Raw genomic sequence first — 16,182 nt, 5'->3', positions numbered from 1 at the left:
GCGCACCGACTGACCTCGACCTGATTCTCGTGGGGGGCAGAGCGGGTCTGCCTACCTCGCGGCCTCGGCGGACATCTTCAGCGAGTCGAACAGTTCGACGAACACACGGCGCAACCACTCGCTGCCCGGGTCACGGTGGAACCTCTGGTGCCAAGTCATCGAAACGTCGAAGGCCGGAAACTGCACGGGTGGTGCAACGAGCTGCAATTGCATGTGACGCGCAACCATTGCACCGAGGTTGCTGGGCACTGCGCCGATCAAATCGGTGCTCGCCACGACCGGACCCACGCACAGGAAGCTGTGAACCCTCAGCGCAATCCTTGCCTTCACGCGAGCGCTTGCCAGAACCTTCTCGACCGCCGCGGCATGTTGCATGCCCTTGGGCCCAGCCACCACATGGGCCAGCTCACGCAGTTGCTCGCGGCGCAGGCTTCCCCTGACCTGCGGATGATCCGTGCGGGCCAAATAGACGAAATGCTCGCGAAAAAGCCGCTGGTGGTGCATCTGCTTGCCGAGGTCGCCAAGGTAGCCCACCGCAAGGTCGATCTGGCCTGATGCCAAACCGTCGAAGAGCTCGCCCTGGCTCGGCGAAACAGCTTCGATGATGACATTCGGCGCCACGTCGGCGAGGTGCAGCATCAAACGCGGAAGAAAGAGCCGCTCGCCGATGTCGCTCATCGCGACCCTGAATGTGCGCGCCTCCTCGCCTGGATTGAACGTGGGCCGGTTGACGGTGGCGCGCAGGATCTCCAGCGCCGAGCTCACGGGAGATACCAACGCATCGGCGAAGGGCGTCGGCACCACGCCGCGCTGTTGCCGCACGAACAACGCGTCTCCGTACATCTCACGAAGCCGCCCGAGTCCTCGGCTGACCGCGGGCTGGGTCAGGCTGAGTTGTGCACCGGCTGCCGTCAGGTTTCGTGTGCGATAGACCGTCTCGAAGAGTTCAAGCAGATTGAGGTCGACCTGGCGCGAAAGGAGGCGGGAAGGGCGGCTTGTCTTGACATGTGATGAGGACATATCACGAATTCTATTTTTTCATTTCAGGAATGTCACTGAACTTTCTACAGTGGCGGCAGATAGGAAAAAGGAGACATTCCGTGATCAACCTGCTCGACATTCGTTATGTGCGGCTCGGCACCCAGCAGCGTGACCAGACGGACCGCTTCGCGCGTGAGGTGCTCGGCCTGGAGCGGGCACGGCAGGAGGCGGGCGCCTCCTACTTCCGCAGCGACAGTCGCGACCACACCCTGGTGTATTTCGACGGCGACCCCGCGGACCATACGGTGGGCTTCGAATTGCGTACCGCCGAAGACTTGGAGGCGGCCGCAGCGGAACTGAGTAACGCCGATGTCGACGTTCGCCCCGGTTCCGCGGACGAGTGCGAGCAGCGGCACGTGCAGAGCTTCATCCACTTCAGGGATCCCACCGGCAACAAGATCGATCTGGTGCTCGGCCCGCATCACAGCGGGCGCCGCCACTTCCCGTCGCGGGATGCCGGCATCACGGGCTTCAGCCATGTGGGCCTTTGCACGACCGACGCTCGGCGCGACGAGCGCTTCTGGACCCAGGTGCTCGGGGCGCGCGTGAGCGACCGCATCGGCGATGCGCCATTGCTGCGGATCGACGAGGTGCATCACAAGATCGCATTGTTCCCGGCGAACCGCTCGGGCGTTCAGCACGTCAATCACCAGGTCGACAGCGTGGACGACATCATGCGCGCCTGGTACCTGCTCCAGCAGAAAGGGATCGAGATCGCTTTCGGTCCTGGTCGCCACCCGACCTCCGGCGCTCGCTTTCTGTACTTTCGCGGACCGGACGGAATGATCTACGAGTACTCCACCGGCGTGCGCAGCATCTCCGCGGAAGAGGAGGCGACCTATCAGCCGCGGCAGTTTCCTCGTGCCAACGAATCGTTCTGCATGTGGGGGGCTGTGCCGGACATCGCCGAGTTTCGCAAACCCGCCGAAGGAGCGCAGGCTTGAACGCGTCCCCTGCCGATCAGCGCGAACTGCGGGTGGCTGCCCGCGCGTTGGCGCGCCATGGTCTGGCCCACGCCTATGGCCATTGCAGCGTCCGGCTCGATGAGGGCAGCTTCCTGGTCTGCGCTGCGAGGCCGATGGGCCTGATCGGACCCGGCGAGCCAGGCACGGTCGTTCCCGTGGCCGGCGCCTTGCCCGCAGGCGTGCTGGGTGAGGTTCGATTGCATCAGCAGATCTATCGACGCCACGGCCACGTTCACGCCGTGACCCGCACGATGCCGCCCCTGCTCATGGCGCTCGGCACCGCACGGCGTACGCCCCGGACTCGCCATGGGATGGGCGCCTACTTCGGCGCCGGTGCGGCCTTGTGGGACGACCCGCAACTCGTTCGGGACGACGACCGGGCCGCCGCGGTCGTCGACGCGATGGGGAACGCCAACGCGATCGTGATGCGCGGCAATGGGGTGCTGGTCACGAGCGACTCGCTGGCCAAGGCGGTGGTGCTCACCTGGTACCTCGAAGATGCCGCGCGGATCGAGCTTGCCGTGCTGGCTGCCGGTTTGCAGGACGAGTCGGTCGTGTTCGATGCGCTCGAGCGTGAACAGCGGGCCACCGAGGCGGGTGGAATTTTCGAGCGAATGTGGCAGTTCCTGACCGCAGGCGACCCAGAAACCAGTTTCCAGGAGGCACAACCTTGATTCTCAACTTCATCAACGGCGAATACCGCAAGGGCCGAAGCGGTCGGACCTTTGACGACATCAACCCCGTCGATGGCACGCTCGTCGACAAGGTCAGCGAAGCCGCGCGAGAGGACGTCGACGACGCGGTGCGCGCGGCACGTGAGGCGCTCCATGGTCCTTGGGGCTCCCTCGAACTCGCACAACGCTGCGACCTGCTCCATGGGCTCGCTGCCGAGATCGATCGCCGCGCGGAGGACTTCATTGCCGCCGAGGTGGCGGACACTGGCAAGCCGCGCTCGCTGGCATCGCACCTCGACATCCCGCGCGGCGCCGCGAACTTCCGCGTCTTTGCGGATGTGGTGCGCAACGTGCCGACGGAGAGTTTTGCCAGCCACGCGCCGGATGGCAAGCCCGCGCTGAACTATGCATCGAGGCGGCCGAAGGGCGTGGTGGCCGTCGTGTGTCCGTGGAATCTGCCCCTGCTGCTGATGACGTGGAAAGTCGGGCCTGCGTTGGCTTGTGGAAACACCGTCGTCGTCAAGCCCTCCGAGGAGACGCCGGCCACGGCGGCGCTGTTGGGTGAGGTCATGAACGCCGTGGGCATCCCCAAGGGCGTCTACAACGTGGTGCACGGCTTCGGACCAGACTCCGCCGGCGAATTTCTCACCACGCACCCGGACATCGATGCAGTCACCTTCACGGGAGAGACGCGCACGGGTGCCGCGATCATGCGGGCGGCCGCCGAAGGCATCAAACCAGTCTCGATGGAGCTCGGTGGCAAGAACGCAGCGGTCGTGTTCGAGGATGCGGACCTGGACGTGACCATCGCCGGCCTGGCCCGCTCGGTCTTCGAGAACGCGGGCCAGGTCTGCCTTGGCACGGAGCGTGTGTACGTGCAGCGCCCGGTGTTCGACGCCGTCGTGCAGCGACTGGCTGCCGCCGCGGCGCGCTTGAAGCCCGGACGACCCGACGACGCCGAGGCCAATTTCGGACCTCTGGTGTCGGCCGAGCACCAGACCAAGGTCCTCGGCTATTACGCCTTGGCGAGGGATGAGGGCGCCACGGTGGTCCATGGCGGCGGGGTGCCGAAGGTACCGCCAGCGCTCAAGGGCGGCGCCTGGATCGAGCCGACGGTGTGGACGGGACTGCCGCACGGTTCGCGTGTGGCCAGCGAAGAGATTTTCGGCCCCTGCTGCTGCGTCATCCCTTTCGACCGCGAGTCCGAGGCACTGCAGATGGCGAACGACACGCGCTACGGCCTGGCCGCCTCGGTCTATACGCAGGACGTCGACAGGGCGCACAGGTTCGCCGCCGCCTTGAAGGTCGGCGTCGTGTGGGTCAACACCTGGTTCCTGCGCGACCTGCGCACCGCTTTCGGGGGCTCCGGTGCATCCGGCATCGGACGCGAGGGAGGCGTTCACTCGCTCGAGTTCTACACCGAGCTCTCCAACATATGCATCAAGTACAACGGAGCGACGCCATGACGACGCGTGAAATCGAAGCGGCAGCGCAGTCGCTTTGGAGCGCCGCAACCGGCGGCAAGGCGATCGCGCCCTTGCGGGAGACCTTCACCGGATTCGGCCCGCAAGAGGCTTACGCCGTCCAGGAGATCAACACGCAGCGCAAGCTCCAAGCCGGCGGGCGGCTGGTCGGCCGGAAGATCGGCCTCACTGCGAAGGCGGTGCAGAAGCAGCTCGGCGTGGACCAGCCCGACTACGGCATGTTGTTTGCCGACATGGCGATAGCGGACGGCGAGCCGGTGCGCTGGTCGACGCTGATGCAACCCAAGGTCGAGGCCGAGGTCGCGCTGGTCATGGCGCATGACCTGCTCGAACCCGGCATCACGATGGCGCAGATGCTGCGCGGCGTCGCGTTTGCGCTGCCGGCCATCGAGATCGTGGGAAGCCGCATCGCCGAATGGAACATCCGGTTCGTCGACACGGTGGCGGACAACGCCTCCAGCGCTTCGTTCGTGCTCGGAAACACCCCGGTGCGCCTCGACGGCCTCGACCTGCGCCTGGCGGGCATGGTCATGGAGCGCAAAGGCGAGCAGGTCAGTCTCGGCGCGGGCGCTGCGTGCCTGGGACACCCGCTCAATGCCGCCCTGTGGCTCGCCAACAAGATGGCCGCGCTCGGCCGCGGGTTGAAGGCCGGTGACGTGGTGCTCACGGGTGCACTGGGCCCGATGGTTCCCGTCAAGCCCGGAGATGTCTTCGAAGCCCGCATCCAGGGACTCGGGTCGGTACGCGCGGTATTCGAGGAGCAGCAACAATGAACCCGCAACGCATTGCAAGCTTGGCGCAGCGTGTCGACGATGCGGCTCGCCATGCGAAGCCGATCTCGCAGTTCGCTCAAGAGGAAGCGCTCGGCGTCGACGCGGCCTACGAGATTCAACGCGGCTCGATCGCCCAGCGCCTGGAGCGCGGTGAACGACGCACCGGCATGAAGATGGGCTTCACCAGCCGCGCCAAGATGGTCCAGATGGGCGTGCACGACATGATCTGGGGTCGGCTGACCGACGCCATGGCCGTGCCGGACGGCGGGCAGGTGTCGCTGAGCCGCTTCGTCCATCCGCGCGTGGAGCCCGAGTTGGCCTTCCTCCTCGGCAAGCCGCTGCCCGCGGGAGCCAGCCTCGCGCAGGCCCTCGACGCCGTGATCGCGATCGCTCCGGCGCTCGAGATCATCGATTCGCGCTTCGAGAATTTCCGCTTCTCGCTGGAGGACGTCATTGCCGACAACGCATCGTCGTCGGGATACGTGATCGGTCCCTGGTGCGATCCGCGGCAGGACTTCAGCAATCTGGGGCTCATCCTGTCGATCGACGGCAGGCCGCGGCAGGTCGGCAGCACCGCTGGAATTCTGGGCAATCCCCTGCGGTCGCTCGTTGCCGCAGCGCGTTTGAGCGCAGCCGCGGACGAGCCGCTGGCGCCTGGGTGGCTGGTGATGGCCGGCGGTGCAACCGCCGCCGAAGCCCTCGGGCCCGGACAGCACGTTGCGCTCGAGATGCAAGGTCTCGGCCGCGTCGAATTCAACACCACCGAATGAGGCGAACATGCCATTGATCCAGGTCACCCTGATAGAGGGCCGCAGTGCCGAGGCAAAGACAGCCCTGATTCGCGGGCTCACCGACGCTGCCGTCGAAGCCACTGCTGCGCCGCGTGACTCCATTCGCGTGATCCTGCAGGAAGTGCCGGCCGCGCATTGGGGGGTGGGCGGCGTTCCCAAGGGAGTCGCTGCAGCGCAGGGGGCGAACCGTGGCTGATCGAAAATTGAGAGCTGCCATCATCGGCAGCGGCAATATCGGTACGGACTTGATGATCAAGATCCTGCGCCATGGCCGACATGTCGAAATGGGCGCCATGGTTGGCATCGACGCCGCCTCCGACGGCTTGGCCCGCGCGGCGCGCCTGGGCGTGGCCACCACCCATGAAGGGGTGGAAGGGCTCGCGCGCCTGCCGGTGTTCGCGGACATCGACCTTGTCTTCGACGCGACTTCAGCGGGTGCGCACGTCAGGAACGATGCCTTCCTGCGTGAACTCAAGCCGGAGATCCGTTTGGTGGACCTGACACCCGCGGCGATCGGTCCCTATTGCATTCCTGTGGTCAATGGCCAGGCGCATCTGGACGCGCCCAACGTCAACATGGTGACCTGCGGCGGCCAAGCCACCATCCCGATGGTGGCGGCCGTCTCGCGCGTGGCGAAGGTGCACTACGCCGAGATCGTCGCGAGCATCTCCAGCAAGAGCGCCGGACCGGGCACACGAGCCAACATCGACGAGTTCACCGAGACAACATCCAAGGCCATCGAGGTGGTCGGAGGGGCTGCCAAGGGCAAGGCCATCATTGTCCTGAATCCGGCCGAGCCGCCGTTGATGATGCGCGATACGGTCTACACGCTGAGCGAATTTGCCGACGAAGACGAGATCGCGGCGTCGGTAGCCCGCATGGCCGCCGAGGTGCAGGCCTACGTGCCGGGCTATCGCCTCAAGCAACAGGTTCAGTTCGACCGGATCGAGGCCGACCGTCCCATCCGGATCCCAGGCGTGGGTGCGCGCATGCATGGACTCAAGACCTCCGTCTTTCTGGAGGTGGCAGGCGCTGCGCACTACCTGCCGGCCTACGCAGGAAACCTCGACATCATGACCAGCGCGGCCCTGCGCACCGCGGAGTCGATGGCCGAGCGGATGCTCGCCGCCGTGGCCGCTTGAAGGAGACCGGACATGAGCCACGAAGTGAACAAGAAGATCTACATCTCTGACGTGACGCTGCGCGACGGCAGCCATGCCATTCGCCACCAGTACAGCGTGGAGCAGGCCAAGTTGATCGCCAAGGCGCTGGATGAGGCCAAGGTCGATTCCATCGAAGTGGCCCACGGCGACGGTCTGCAGGGCGGCAGCTTCAACTACGGCTTCGGCGCCCACACCGACATCGAGTGGATCGAGGCGGTCGCCAGCGTGATCAAGCATGCCAGGATCGCGACCTTGCTTTTGCCCGGCATCGGAACCGTGCATGACCTCAAGGCAGCGCACGACGCCGGCGCGCGCATCGTTCGCGTGGCCACGCACTGCACCGAGGCCGACATCTCGAAGCAGCACATCGCGTATGCGCGGCACCTTGGCATGGAGGCCGTGGGCTTCCTGATGATGAGCCACATGACCACGCCGCAGGCGCTCGCGCAGCAGGCCAAGCGGATGGAGAGCTACGGCGCGACCTGCTGCTATGTGGTGGACTCGGGTGGCGCCTTGAGCATGAGCGATGTGCGCGACCGGTTCCGCGCTTTCAAGGATGTGCTCCGGCCCGAGACAGAGACGGGCATGCACGCGCATCACAACCTGAGCCTGGGCGTTGCCAACAGCATCGTTGCGGTGGAAGAGGGCTGCGACCGTGTGGACGCGAGCCTCGCGGGCATGGGCGCAGGAGCGGGCAACGCGCCGCTGGAAGTGTTCATTGCCGCAGCCGCGCGCCTGGGATGGAACCATGGAACGGACCTGTACAAGCTGATGGATGCGGCCGACGACATCGTGCGCCCGCTGCAGGACCGACCCGTGCGGGTGGACCGCGAGACGCTGGCACTGGGCTATGCCGGTGTCTATTCGAGCTTCCTGCGCCATTCGGAAGTGGCTGCCCGGAAGTATGGCCTGAAGACGGTCGACATCCTGGTTGAGCTGGGACGGCGCCGCATGGTGGGTGGCCAGGAAGACATGATCGTCGACGTGGCACTCGACCTGCTGAAAGACATCGCGCACGGGCGTGTTCACCCCACACCCGGCATGAGCGAGGCCGGCTGAGCTTCGACCCCGGGCGCCGCTGGGCGCAGCGGCGTTCTCGTCGCTCGATACGCACCACGTACGCGAACTCGGAGCTGCACGTGGAGTTTGAAAATGACAAAGGAGACTTTCATGAATCGAATGAGCGTTCGCCGATCGCTTGTCGCATTGGCGATTTCGATGGTCGCCGTGATGCCCGCGGCACAGGCGCAGTCCGCTGGCGCGAAGTGGCCGAGCCAGCCGGTGCGCTTCGTGGTCCCATTTCCTGCTGGCTCAGCCCCCGATGTGCTGATCCGATTCGTCGGTGTCAAGCTCTCCGACAAGTGGGGGCAGGCGGTGGTGATCGACAACAAGCCCGGCGGCAGCGGTGTCATTGGCATGAACACCCTCCTCACCGGCCCCACCGACGGCAGCACCTTCGGTTTCGTGCAAGGTTCCGCGATCTCGGTGGCTCCGAGCACGATCAAGGGCGTGTCCTACGATTTCAATCGCGACTTCGTGCCGGTCACCCTGGCGGCCGTGGCGCCTTTCATGCTGGCTGTGCCGGGCGATTCTCCCTACAAGTCGCTTGGCGATTTCATCGCCGACGCGAAGGTGAAGCCGCAAGGCATCGAAGTCGCCGACAACGGTCGCGGCACCGCGCCTCACCTTGCCTCTGCGCTGCTCGGCCTCCAGTCGGGCGCCCAGTTTCTCGAGGTGCACTATCCGGGTGGGGCCCAGGCCATGCAGGCGACGCTCGGCGGTCAGACCAAGATGATGGTCGAGACGTACAACGTGGTGGCAGGCAATGTGCAAGGTGGCAAGATGCGCGTGCTGGCGTCGATGAGCGATCGCGTCGAGCCTGGCCTGGACAAGTTCCCGCTTGCCAAGGACACAGTCCCCGGCGCCGTGGCCTTCGGCTGGTTCGCCGTGATCGCGAAGAGGGGGGTCGACCCCGCCATCCTCGCCAGGCTCAACAAGGACATGGGCGAAGCATTGCTGCTGCCTGATGTGGTTGCCAAGTCCCGAGAGCTGGGCACGTACCCGCGCCCCGGCACGCCGGAGCAACTGGCAAAGTACATCGACGACGACCGCAGGACCTGGCAGGGCGTTCTCGACAAGCTGAACATCAAGCCGGAGTAGAACGCAAGGCAGATTCCTTGCGCTGCTCCGCCCGCTCGCGCAAGCAGCAGCCCCATCACGTATTCATCCACGGAGTGCGCCGGGTCGGAGAGATGTCGTCGGGGAGGGCGAGGCGGCGCATGGCTGTGCTGCAAAGAAGGCGGCCGAGTGTCGCCGGCCGTGCGGGCTATGCTTGGGTCCGCATGTCCTTCCTACCCGCGTTGCGGCGCCCGGTCTCGCTCGCCGCTGCCCTCCTGTCGCTGGCCGCGCCGCTTGGCGCCGCCGCGGCTTCGCGCTGCCTCGAGACCGCCGCGCAGTCACCGGCGCCGGCCCGTGCGCTGGCCATGGCCGCCGCCGCGCGGCGCGAGCATCAGGCCTTCGGCGGCCAGGCCATGGATGCCGAGGGACGGTTGATCGAATCGGGTCTTGCGGAGGCCGAGGACGTGCGCTCCCGTCCGTGGTCGTCGGCACCCTGGGAGCGGGTGCTCGGCTATTGGCGCGCGGTCGATCCCCAGCCGGGCCGCCTGCCCTCGCTGGTTCGATTCGGCGCCCTCCGGCCGGCCGATCGCCAACTGCTGACACAGGCATTGAACCAGGCCACGAGCGCGCGCCTGCAGGGCCTGGGCGTCGGGCCCGACCAGGGGCTGGAATCGCACGAACTGCGCGCCGCGCAGGCCGCGATCGACCGCGTCGCCGTGATCGACACGCCCTGGTCCGCTGCCTTCGTGAGCTGGCTCGCGCGCGAGGCCGGGCTCGGCGCCGAGGAATTCCGGTTCTCCGAGGCACATGCCGACTATGCGGGCGCGGCGTGGCAGGCCGGCAGCGCCGAAGCGGCCGGCCGCCCGAGCGCCTATGCGATGCGCGCCTGCGACATCACGCGCACCTCGCCGCGCGTCGGCGACCTGGTCTGCCAGGCGCGCGGTGCCGGTGCCGGCCTCGACAGCTTCGAGAAGATCGGCGAGGTGCTGGCCGCGCGCCGCACCGGCGGCGGCGGGCTGCCGATGCACTGCGACGTCGTCGTCAGCGTCGATGCCCAGGGGTTCGACGTCATCGGCGGCAATGTGCTGCAGTCCGTCACCTTGCGCCGGCTGGCCTTCGCCCCGGGCAGCACGCTGCTCGACCCGAGCTACCTGCCCGATGGCTGCGGTGCCGACCGGGCCGGCTGCGTCGACCGCCACATGAGCCGCCAGCCCTGGTCATTGCTGCTGCAGTGGCGTTGATTCAATGCGCCAGCGCCGCATCGAGGGCCGAGGCGTCCTCGGTGCCGCTGCCGTCCAGCGCTTCCTCGACTTCCGTGCGCGGCAGCGTCGGCGCGAAGGACTCGATGAAGGCGTAGACATAGCCGCGCAGGTAGTTGCCGCGGCGCACCGCCAGCTTGGTCTCGTTGATGCCGAACAGGTGGCCGGCATCGACCGCGCGCAACTGCGTGTCGCGCTCGGTCTCGTAGGCGATGCCGGCGACGATGCCCACGCCCATGCCGAGCTCGACATAGGTCTTGATCACGTCGGCGTCCATGGCCGTGATGGCGAAGTCGGGCCGGATGCCGCTGTGGGCAAAGGCCGCATCGATGCGGGTCCGGCCGGTGAATCCGGCGTCGTAGGTGACCAGCGGGAAGCGTGCCAGCCGCTCGAGAGTGAGCGGGCCGTCGAGCAGCGGATGCCCGGGCGGCGCGATGACCGAGTGGGTCCAGCGGTAGCAGGGCAGGGCGACCAGCTGGGGGTAGTCGGCCAGCGCCTCGGTGGCGATGCCGACATCGGCCTCGCCGTCGAGCAGCATCTGCGCCACTTGCTTGGGCGAGCCCTGGCGCAGGTGCAGCTGCACGTTGGGAAACTTGCCGCGGAACTCCTGCACGGCGACCGGCAGCGCATAGCGCGCCTGCGAGTGGGTCGCGGCGATCGACAGCGAACCGCTCTCCTGCGCCAGGAACTCCTGTCCCGCCTGGCGCAGGTTGTGGCTTTCGAGCAGCACCCGCTCGATGATGGGCAGCAGATGGTCGCCAGGCGCGGTCAGGCCGGTCAGCCGCTTGCCGGCGCGGGCGAACAGGGCCAGGCCGAGCTCGTCCTCCAGTTCGCGGATCTGCCGGCTGACGCCGGGTTGCGAGGTATGCAGCGCCTGGGCCGCTTCGGTGAGGTTGAAGCCGCATCGCACGGCCTCGCGCACGGAGCGCAGTTGTTGGAAATTCATCGGAGCCAGATCGGGAGACCGTGCCAATCAGCACGAGGCTGCCGATTCTGCGGGCGCGTCCGCCCATGGCGAACGACCGATTCGTTGCATTCAAATAAGGGAAACTTCTGTAGCGATCAAGGCCCGGGATTCAATTGAACCCGAAGTGCGTCGGCAAACGCCTGCGGGCGCTCGATGTGGGGGATGTGTCCCACCCCGGGCAAGACAGTGAGCGTCGCCTGCGGGATCCAGGCTTGCAGCGAACGGGCCTGCGCCAACGGCGTGATGGTGTCCTGCTCGCCCCAGATGAGCCTGACTGGCGGTCCGCCGCTGGCCCACGCCCGGATCATCGAGGGCGAGAGACTGGCAGCGGATTCGCAGGAAGCGCCCGCGAATGCGAGCGCCCAGTCTCCGAGCGCCGCGCTGAAACCTTGACGTTGGAAAGGCACCTGGTAGTAGGGCGTGAGCTGATCGGTCACGACTTCCGTGCGGTGCACGAACTTCTTCAGAAGGGTTCCCGTGAGCCCTGGCCACGTCGCGGTCGCTGCGACGACGGCGGTTCGAACGCCACGGTTGGCCAGCAAGAAGTTCGGGCCTGCGTCGACATCGCAGGCAGGCGCTTCGCCGAGGGGGCCAAGGCCAAGTGCCGGATCGACGAGCACGAGCTTGCGAACACGCCCGCCTGCGAGCATCGCAGCCTCGAGCGCCGGGCCCGAGCCGAACGAATGCCCCACGAGGGTGACCGAACCCCCCAGGCTGTCGACGAGACTCAACACGCGCCGGGCTTGCGCCGAACGCGAATAGTCCAGTCCCGCATCCTGCCCCGCGGCCTTCGACAGACCGAACGGAGGCAGGTCCACCGCCACCACGTGCCAGCCCGCTTCGCCGAGCGTCCGGGGCAGTTCGAACCAGGTCCCGCTCCAGGCGCCGGTGCCGTGCAGAAGGAGAACGGTCGGGCGCTGGGGGTCGCCCCACTCCTGCAGGTACAGCTGCGCGTCTCCCGCGCGCACCCATCGGCCCTTCCCGGCGACGATCTGCTCGACGGTCTTCGTCTCCCGCATGGCGCGAGCCACCTGTGCGCAGGCGGTCCATCCCAGGATGGCCGCCAGGACAGCGCCAAGGAGGAGCAGCAGCACGGTGGCGCCACGCTTCGCGGCCGAGCCGCCCGCGCTGGCCTTCGGTCCGCTCATGGCCTAGAAGTCGTAGACATGTTCGATCGCACCGGCGCCCAGATCGGCTTCGACCTGGCGCACAAGCGCGCCGAGCCGGGCGACGGGCGCGGCGAGCACCACACGCACCGTCCCCGGCCGAGTCAGGACGGGCTGCTTGAAGAGCAAGCGCGTCCGAGGGTCTGCGGCCGACCAGTTCTCCGGCACCCGCAGGCTGACCACGATCTCGCCGCTGTTGCCGGCGATCTCCTTGAAGTCGATGCCCTGGCCCGCGAGCCAGCGGCTGTAGCTCGTGAATCCCTCATAGCGCGGGATCGTCGCCAGCCCATCGGGCGCCGTGCCGCTCAGGACCTTGTAGTCCGGGTGTGCGCCGTCCTTGACGGGCTCCTTGCTGAGGACCACCGCGGTGACCGGCAAGGGGGCGTCATAGATGGCATGCGTGCCGAGCTGGATGGCCTGGGCATAGCCGGCCTTCACGAGCAACTCGGTGGTGAGCGCGAAGCGGCGCTCCCATCGCCGGATCAGGTCGGGACCGGTGAGCGGGAGCTGGGCCGCCCACAACTGCTGGAGTTGGCCCCAGAAGTCGAACAGGTACCAGGGGTCGACGCGGATGAAGTTCACGTAGGCCTGCGCATAGCGGGCGGCGAACTTCTCCTCGGGGACGCCGGCCGGGCCGGACTTGGTGGCTTCCGCCAGCCGGCCCACGGTGTGCTCGTAGATGCCTTTCAAGGCGTACTCGACGGTGGTGCTGGTGCCGATCACCATCACCATCAGGTGGTAGCCGCCGTTGAAGGGGTACTTGCCGAGCTCGCCATTGACCGCGCCGTAGCCCTGCCAGAACTGCCCGATGTGGGCAAAGAGCGGAAAGGCGCTCGGCGTCGCGCCGCTGGACAAGTAGGCGGCGTACTCCGCGGGGCTGTGCACCAGGTACCACTCGGGGAAGGTCAGGAAGGTCTGGTCGGGCGTGCGCCGATGCGCTGCCGGCGTGACGGGGGCCGCGCCCGCGGCCAGTGCGCCGGCCCAGATCGCCGCGGCGAGGCTGAACGTGCGAAGGCGCTTCATGCGGCCAGCTGCCGAGTCGCCGGGGCTTGCTTCACGAAGCACAGCAGCACGTTGTCGGTCGGGTCGTTCTCCTGAAGAACGCGCGCACCGGTGTCCGAGAAACCGGCGAGTGCCAGCCGCTCGACCCACGTCGACACCGGCTCGAAGAAGCGAAGCTCCGCCTGGTTCGTCTCCCAGGTCTCGCCGAGACCGGCGTTGAAGACCGTGTGGGCGAGCGACACCATCGCGCGCAGCTCTTCGCAGCGCACATCGTGATCGCGAACGATGAAGGCGCCGCCCGGGCGCAACGCCCGATGGATCGACGCCAGGAACCCTTCCAGGCGCTGCACCGTCATGTGATGAAGCCCGACGTAGCAGGCCACGAGGTCGAGGCTCTGGTCGGCAATCGCGTCGGGTGGCAGCGGGGCGTAGTCGGCCAGCGGGAGGTGCACGCCGCCGAGCTTGCGCAGCTGTCCCCGCTCCATGATGTCGACGGGCGAAAAGGTGGGCGCCTTGTCGTCGATGAAGAACCGGGGCCCGCTGATCTGGAGCGCGGCATCGAGCCCGCGGAAGTACCGGCCCTTGGAGCCGATCTCGGCGTAGCCTTCGAAGCGGTCGCGGCCCCCGAGGACCTGCAGGGTCTGGCGCGTCATCTCCGCCTTCTGCTTGAACAGCGAGGGCAGGGCATGGGTCAGGTCGGCGAGCAGCGGCTTGATGCCCTTGAGCTCGCGCTGGATGTAGCGGTAGACGCTCTCCTCGTCGGGGTGCAGCTGGCACGCCTCGCGAATGAGCTGGTGGAACCGGTCCTCCGGGACGGTTCGGAACACGCTCTGGAGAAAGCGATAGAAGGCATCGGACTGCCGCACGTCGCCGAAGACCCGATGGAATTCGGAACGGTGTGGCAAAGCTGGCGTACTTGCCGTGCCGCTGCCGACCAAGCCCGTCCGGTGGTACTTGTTCCAGAGGACATTGGTGAACCTGAAGTCCGGATCCAGCTTCTCCTTGAGCGCGAGGTACTCCTTCGCCCGCGGGTAGGCGCGATGGAACTGCTCCGGCGTGCCATGGGGCTGGTAGGGCAGGTAGTAGGTGCCGCCGACCGACAGCACGGCGTCGATCAGCTCGCGCGTCCAGACGCCCACCCGGCTCTTCGCGTTCTCGCGGGTGCGCTGCTTGTGGTAGAGCACAAAGGCGAAGGTCTCCCTCGGTGCCCAGCTCAAGAGCGTGTGGGGGTCGGGCATGGCATGCCGGATCGAGACGTTCAGCGCATTCACCCGGTGGCGCCGAAGGACGGCGGCCATCAGGGGCACGAATTGCTCCAGCTTCTCGACCGGCACGAAGTACTCCTGCAGGACGTAGGTGCGGTCCTTGCGCGAGGGCGGCTCCAGCTCCGCGACGTCGTAGCCGGCCTCGTAGTTGCGCCAATGCACCTTCTTCCGGAGGTACAGCAGGGGGTCGATGAACTTCTCGCGGCGCTCCTTGCCGAAAGGCGTCTCGGAGACAGCCCAGAGGAAGTACTGGTGCAGCGGGTACGACGTCGCAAGTGGCTGCAGCCGCGCCGTCGTCGTCGCCGGTGCTTCGGTCTCGACCCAGGTCACCGAGCGCACCGTGGCGTAGTGCGGCGCGTACAGGTCGGCGTTGTGGAACACCGCCTTGGGGTTGTTCCGGATCTCGTTCTTGAAATGCGTCCAATAGTCGGCCAGCGGCATGACCTTGTCGACGCGCTGAACGCGCTTGTTCTCGGCCAGGTCGAGTTCGATCTCGACCACCACGCCCAGGCCGCCGTAGCCGCCGATGACACCGAAGAACAGGTCCGGGTCGAGCTCCCGGCTCGCGTGCCGCAGCTCGCCGTCATGCAGGGCCACCTCGATGCTTCGCACCGACAGCACCAGGGGTCCCAGCCCCACGTATCGACCGTGGCAGTTGACGCTCAGCGCGCCGCCGACTGTGAAGTTGGCATAGGTCTGCATGATCTTGACCGCCATGCCATGCGGATCGACGAACTTCTGGATGTCGCACCAGCGCACGCCGGGTTGCACGCGGATCGTCTTGTCGCCGGGCGAGAAAGCGACGATTCGATTCATCGAACGCATGTCGAAGTGCAGGCTGCCGGGGCTCGCCGTCTGCCCGCCCATGCTGAAGCGGCCGCCGCCGATGGAGACCGGTCCGGAGGTCCGGCGCAAGGCCTCGACGACATCCCCGGTGCAACTGGGTGCGACGATGGCCATGACCCGCACCGGGTTCAGTTGCGTGACGTCGTTGACGATGTGATGGTTGGTCATTGCAGGGAAGCGTCGGCAGGAGAGGTCACGCGAAGGTAGTCGGCTCGCAGATCGGCAGGCGATCCGTAGCGTTCGGCGCCGGCGGCCGTGCCGCGAAATCCGCACTCCACGAGGAGGACGATGGCGCCGGCGACAGGAACGGCGGCAAGCAGGAGCCACGCCGCCGACCGGCCCCGGTCATGAAGCCGGCGGCCCCATACCGAGACCATGTGCACCACGAGGGCCAGCACCGGGATCAGGTCGAAGGGTGGGCCGAGGTGCTGCCGCACCCCGATGCACAGCCAGAGACCGAGCGGCAGGAGCGTGCCGACTCGAAGCCAGAACGAGGCTCGACCGAGTCGACCTCGCAGAGTGAACTCTTGAAGCCAGGACTTCTTCATTTGCCTTGTGATCCGTGGGAGGTCCGGTATCGACCGGGGGCTGACGCCCCGCATCCTACCGCGGGTGTATCGAAATGTGTTCGGGGCGGCTCCGGGTTTCGAGAGGCCCACTGTCGGTCG

General features: G+C 66.9%; 16 protein-coding genes. 10 read left to right on the top strand and 6 right to left on the bottom strand.

Annotated elements, in window-relative coordinates; translation table 11 throughout:
• Nucleotides 1-51: 51 nt before the first annotated feature.
• Nucleotides 52-1,020: a LysR family transcriptional regulator gene (locus AC1DYD_RS14260; protein WP_478173399.1), complete on the bottom strand. Its 969-nt coding sequence runs from the start codon at nucleotides 1,018-1,020 to the stop codon at nucleotides 52-54.
• Between the two features lie 80 nt (nucleotides 1,021-1,100).
• Between AC1DYD_RS14260 and AC1DYD_RS14255 the strand changes: the two genes are divergently transcribed.
• The 10 genes from AC1DYD_RS14255 (at nucleotide 1,101) to AC1DYD_RS14210 (ending at nucleotide 10,250) form a co-directional block, all read left to right on the top strand.
• Complete coding sequence (locus tag AC1DYD_RS14255; RefSeq protein ID WP_478173398.1) at nucleotides 1,101-1,985, top strand: VOC family protein; 885 nt, start codon at nucleotides 1,101-1,103, stop codon at nucleotides 1,983-1,985.
• Nucleotides 1,982-2,680 carry a class II aldolase/adducin family protein gene (locus AC1DYD_RS14250; RefSeq protein WP_478173397.1) on the top strand — a complete coding sequence of 233 codons (699 nt, stop codon included), beginning with the start codon at nucleotides 1,982-1,984 and terminating at the stop codon, nucleotides 2,678-2,680. Before AC1DYD_RS14255 ends, AC1DYD_RS14250 begins: the two co-directional genes overlap by 4 nt.
• Nucleotides 2,677-4,146, top strand: a complete 1,470-nt coding sequence (locus AC1DYD_RS14245; RefSeq protein ID WP_478173396.1) for a 2-hydroxymuconic semialdehyde dehydrogenase — start codon at nucleotides 2,677-2,679, stop codon at nucleotides 4,144-4,146. The genes AC1DYD_RS14250 and AC1DYD_RS14245 overlap by 4 nt, the downstream gene beginning before the upstream one ends.
• Nucleotides 4,143-4,937, top strand: a complete 795-nt coding sequence (locus tag AC1DYD_RS14240) for a 2-keto-4-pentenoate hydratase (RefSeq protein WP_478173395.1) — start codon at nucleotides 4,143-4,145, stop codon at nucleotides 4,935-4,937. The genes AC1DYD_RS14245 and AC1DYD_RS14240 overlap by 4 nt, the downstream gene beginning before the upstream one ends.
• Nucleotides 4,934-5,707 carry a 2-keto-4-pentenoate hydratase gene (locus AC1DYD_RS14235; protein WP_478173394.1) on the top strand — a complete coding sequence of 258 codons (774 nt, stop codon included), beginning with the start codon at nucleotides 4,934-4,936 and terminating at the stop codon, nucleotides 5,705-5,707. The genes AC1DYD_RS14240 and AC1DYD_RS14235 overlap by 4 nt, the downstream gene beginning before the upstream one ends.
• A 7-nt stretch (nucleotides 5,708-5,714) precedes the next feature.
• Nucleotides 5,715-5,924 (top strand): 2-hydroxymuconate tautomerase, encoded by a 210-nt coding sequence (locus AC1DYD_RS14230; RefSeq protein ID WP_478173393.1) that lies wholly within the window; start codon nucleotides 5,715-5,717, stop codon nucleotides 5,922-5,924.
• Nucleotides 5,917-6,870: an acetaldehyde dehydrogenase (acetylating) gene (locus AC1DYD_RS14225; protein WP_478173392.1), complete on the top strand. Its 954-nt coding sequence runs from the start codon at nucleotides 5,917-5,919 to the stop codon at nucleotides 6,868-6,870. Before AC1DYD_RS14230 ends, AC1DYD_RS14225 begins: the two co-directional genes overlap by 8 nt.
• A 12-nt stretch (nucleotides 6,871-6,882) precedes the next feature.
• Nucleotides 6,883-7,950, top strand: a complete 1,068-nt coding sequence (gene dmpG / locus AC1DYD_RS14220) for a 4-hydroxy-2-oxovalerate aldolase (RefSeq protein WP_478173391.1) — start codon at nucleotides 6,883-6,885, stop codon at nucleotides 7,948-7,950.
• 93 nt (nucleotides 7,951-8,043) lie between these two features.
• Nucleotides 8,044-9,051 (top strand): Bug family tripartite tricarboxylate transporter substrate binding protein, encoded by a 1,008-nt coding sequence (locus tag AC1DYD_RS14215; RefSeq protein ID WP_478173390.1) that lies wholly within the window; start codon nucleotides 8,044-8,046, stop codon nucleotides 9,049-9,051.
• A 182-nt stretch (nucleotides 9,052-9,233) separates the two neighbouring features.
• Nucleotides 9,234-10,250, top strand: a complete 1,017-nt coding sequence (locus tag AC1DYD_RS14210; RefSeq protein WP_478173389.1) for a DUF2272 domain-containing protein — start codon at nucleotides 9,234-9,236, stop codon at nucleotides 10,248-10,250.
• A 1-nt stretch (nucleotide 10,251) separates the two neighbouring features.
• Here AC1DYD_RS14210 and AC1DYD_RS14205 read toward each other — a convergent pair whose 3' ends face one another.
• From AC1DYD_RS14205 to AC1DYD_RS14185, 5 genes are all read right to left on the bottom strand, one after another.
• On the bottom strand, nucleotides 10,252-11,214 hold the full coding sequence (locus tag AC1DYD_RS14205) for a CysB family HTH-type transcriptional regulator (RefSeq protein WP_478173388.1): 963 nt from the start codon (nucleotides 11,212-11,214) through the stop codon (nucleotides 10,252-10,254).
• Nucleotides 11,215-11,330: 116 nt separating this feature from the next.
• Complete coding sequence (locus AC1DYD_RS14200) at nucleotides 11,331-12,383, bottom strand: alpha/beta fold hydrolase (protein ID WP_478173387.1); 1,053 nt, start codon at nucleotides 12,381-12,383, stop codon at nucleotides 11,331-11,333.
• A 3-nt stretch (nucleotides 12,384-12,386) separates the two neighbouring features.
• Nucleotides 12,387-13,424 (bottom strand): hypothetical protein, encoded by a 1,038-nt coding sequence (locus AC1DYD_RS14195; RefSeq protein WP_478173386.1) that lies wholly within the window; start codon nucleotides 13,422-13,424, stop codon nucleotides 12,387-12,389.
• Nucleotides 13,421-15,682, bottom strand: a complete 2,262-nt coding sequence (locus tag AC1DYD_RS14190; RefSeq protein WP_478173385.1) for an FAD-binding protein — start codon at nucleotides 15,680-15,682, stop codon at nucleotides 13,421-13,423. The genes AC1DYD_RS14195 and AC1DYD_RS14190 overlap by 4 nt, the downstream gene beginning before the upstream one ends.
• Nucleotides 15,679-16,062, bottom strand: coding sequence for a DUF805 domain-containing protein (locus AC1DYD_RS14185; RefSeq protein ID WP_478173384.1), 384 nt, complete (start codon nucleotides 16,060-16,062; stop codon nucleotides 15,679-15,681). The genes AC1DYD_RS14190 and AC1DYD_RS14185 overlap by 4 nt, the downstream gene beginning before the upstream one ends.
• Nucleotides 16,063-16,182: the final 120 nt, after the last annotated feature.

This window comes from Variovorax sp. P4_B11, assembly GCF_056402355.1.
Note: the sequence above shows the minus strand (reverse complement) of the source record. Positions and strands in the feature narration are given on the sequence as shown.

Excerpts from the sequence above, each read along its gene's own strand:
- AC1DYD_RS14230 (WP_478173393.1), top strand. The coding sequence starts at position 5,715 with ATGCCATTGATCCAGGTCACCCTGATAGAGGGCCGCAGTGCCGAGGCA.
- AC1DYD_RS14210 (WP_478173389.1), top strand. The coding sequence starts at position 9,234 with ATGTCCTTCCTACCCGCGTTGCGGCGCCCGGTCTCGCTCGCCGCTGCC.
- AC1DYD_RS14235 (WP_478173394.1), top strand. The coding sequence starts at position 4,934 with ATGAACCCGCAACGCATTGCAAGCTTGGCGCAGCGTGTCGACGATGCG.
- AC1DYD_RS14260 (WP_478173399.1), bottom strand. The coding sequence starts at position 1,020 with ATGTCCTCATCACATGTCAAGACAAGCCGCCCTTCCCGCCTCCTTTCG.
- AC1DYD_RS14215 (WP_478173390.1), top strand. The coding sequence starts at position 8,044 with ATGACAAAGGAGACTTTCATGAATCGAATGAGCGTTCGCCGATCGCTT.
- AC1DYD_RS14205 (WP_478173388.1), bottom strand. The coding sequence starts at position 11,214 with ATGAATTTCCAACAACTGCGCTCCGTGCGCGAGGCCGTGCGATGCGGC.
- AC1DYD_RS14190 (WP_478173385.1), bottom strand. The coding sequence starts at position 15,682 with ATGACCAACCATCACATCGTCAACGACGTCACGCAACTGAACCCGGTG.
- dmpG (WP_478173391.1), top strand. The coding sequence starts at position 6,883 with ATGAGCCACGAAGTGAACAAGAAGATCTACATCTCTGACGTGACGCTG.
- AC1DYD_RS14185 (WP_478173384.1), bottom strand. The coding sequence starts at position 16,062 with ATGAAGAAGTCCTGGCTTCAAGAGTTCACTCTGCGAGGTCGACTCGGT.
- AC1DYD_RS14240 (WP_478173395.1), top strand. The coding sequence starts at position 4,143 with ATGACGACGCGTGAAATCGAAGCGGCAGCGCAGTCGCTTTGGAGCGCC.
- AC1DYD_RS14195 (WP_478173386.1), bottom strand. The coding sequence starts at position 13,424 with ATGAAGCGCCTTCGCACGTTCAGCCTCGCCGCGGCGATCTGGGCCGGC.
- AC1DYD_RS14200 (WP_478173387.1), bottom strand. The coding sequence starts at position 12,383 with ATGAGCGGACCGAAGGCCAGCGCGGGCGGCTCGGCCGCGAAGCGTGGC.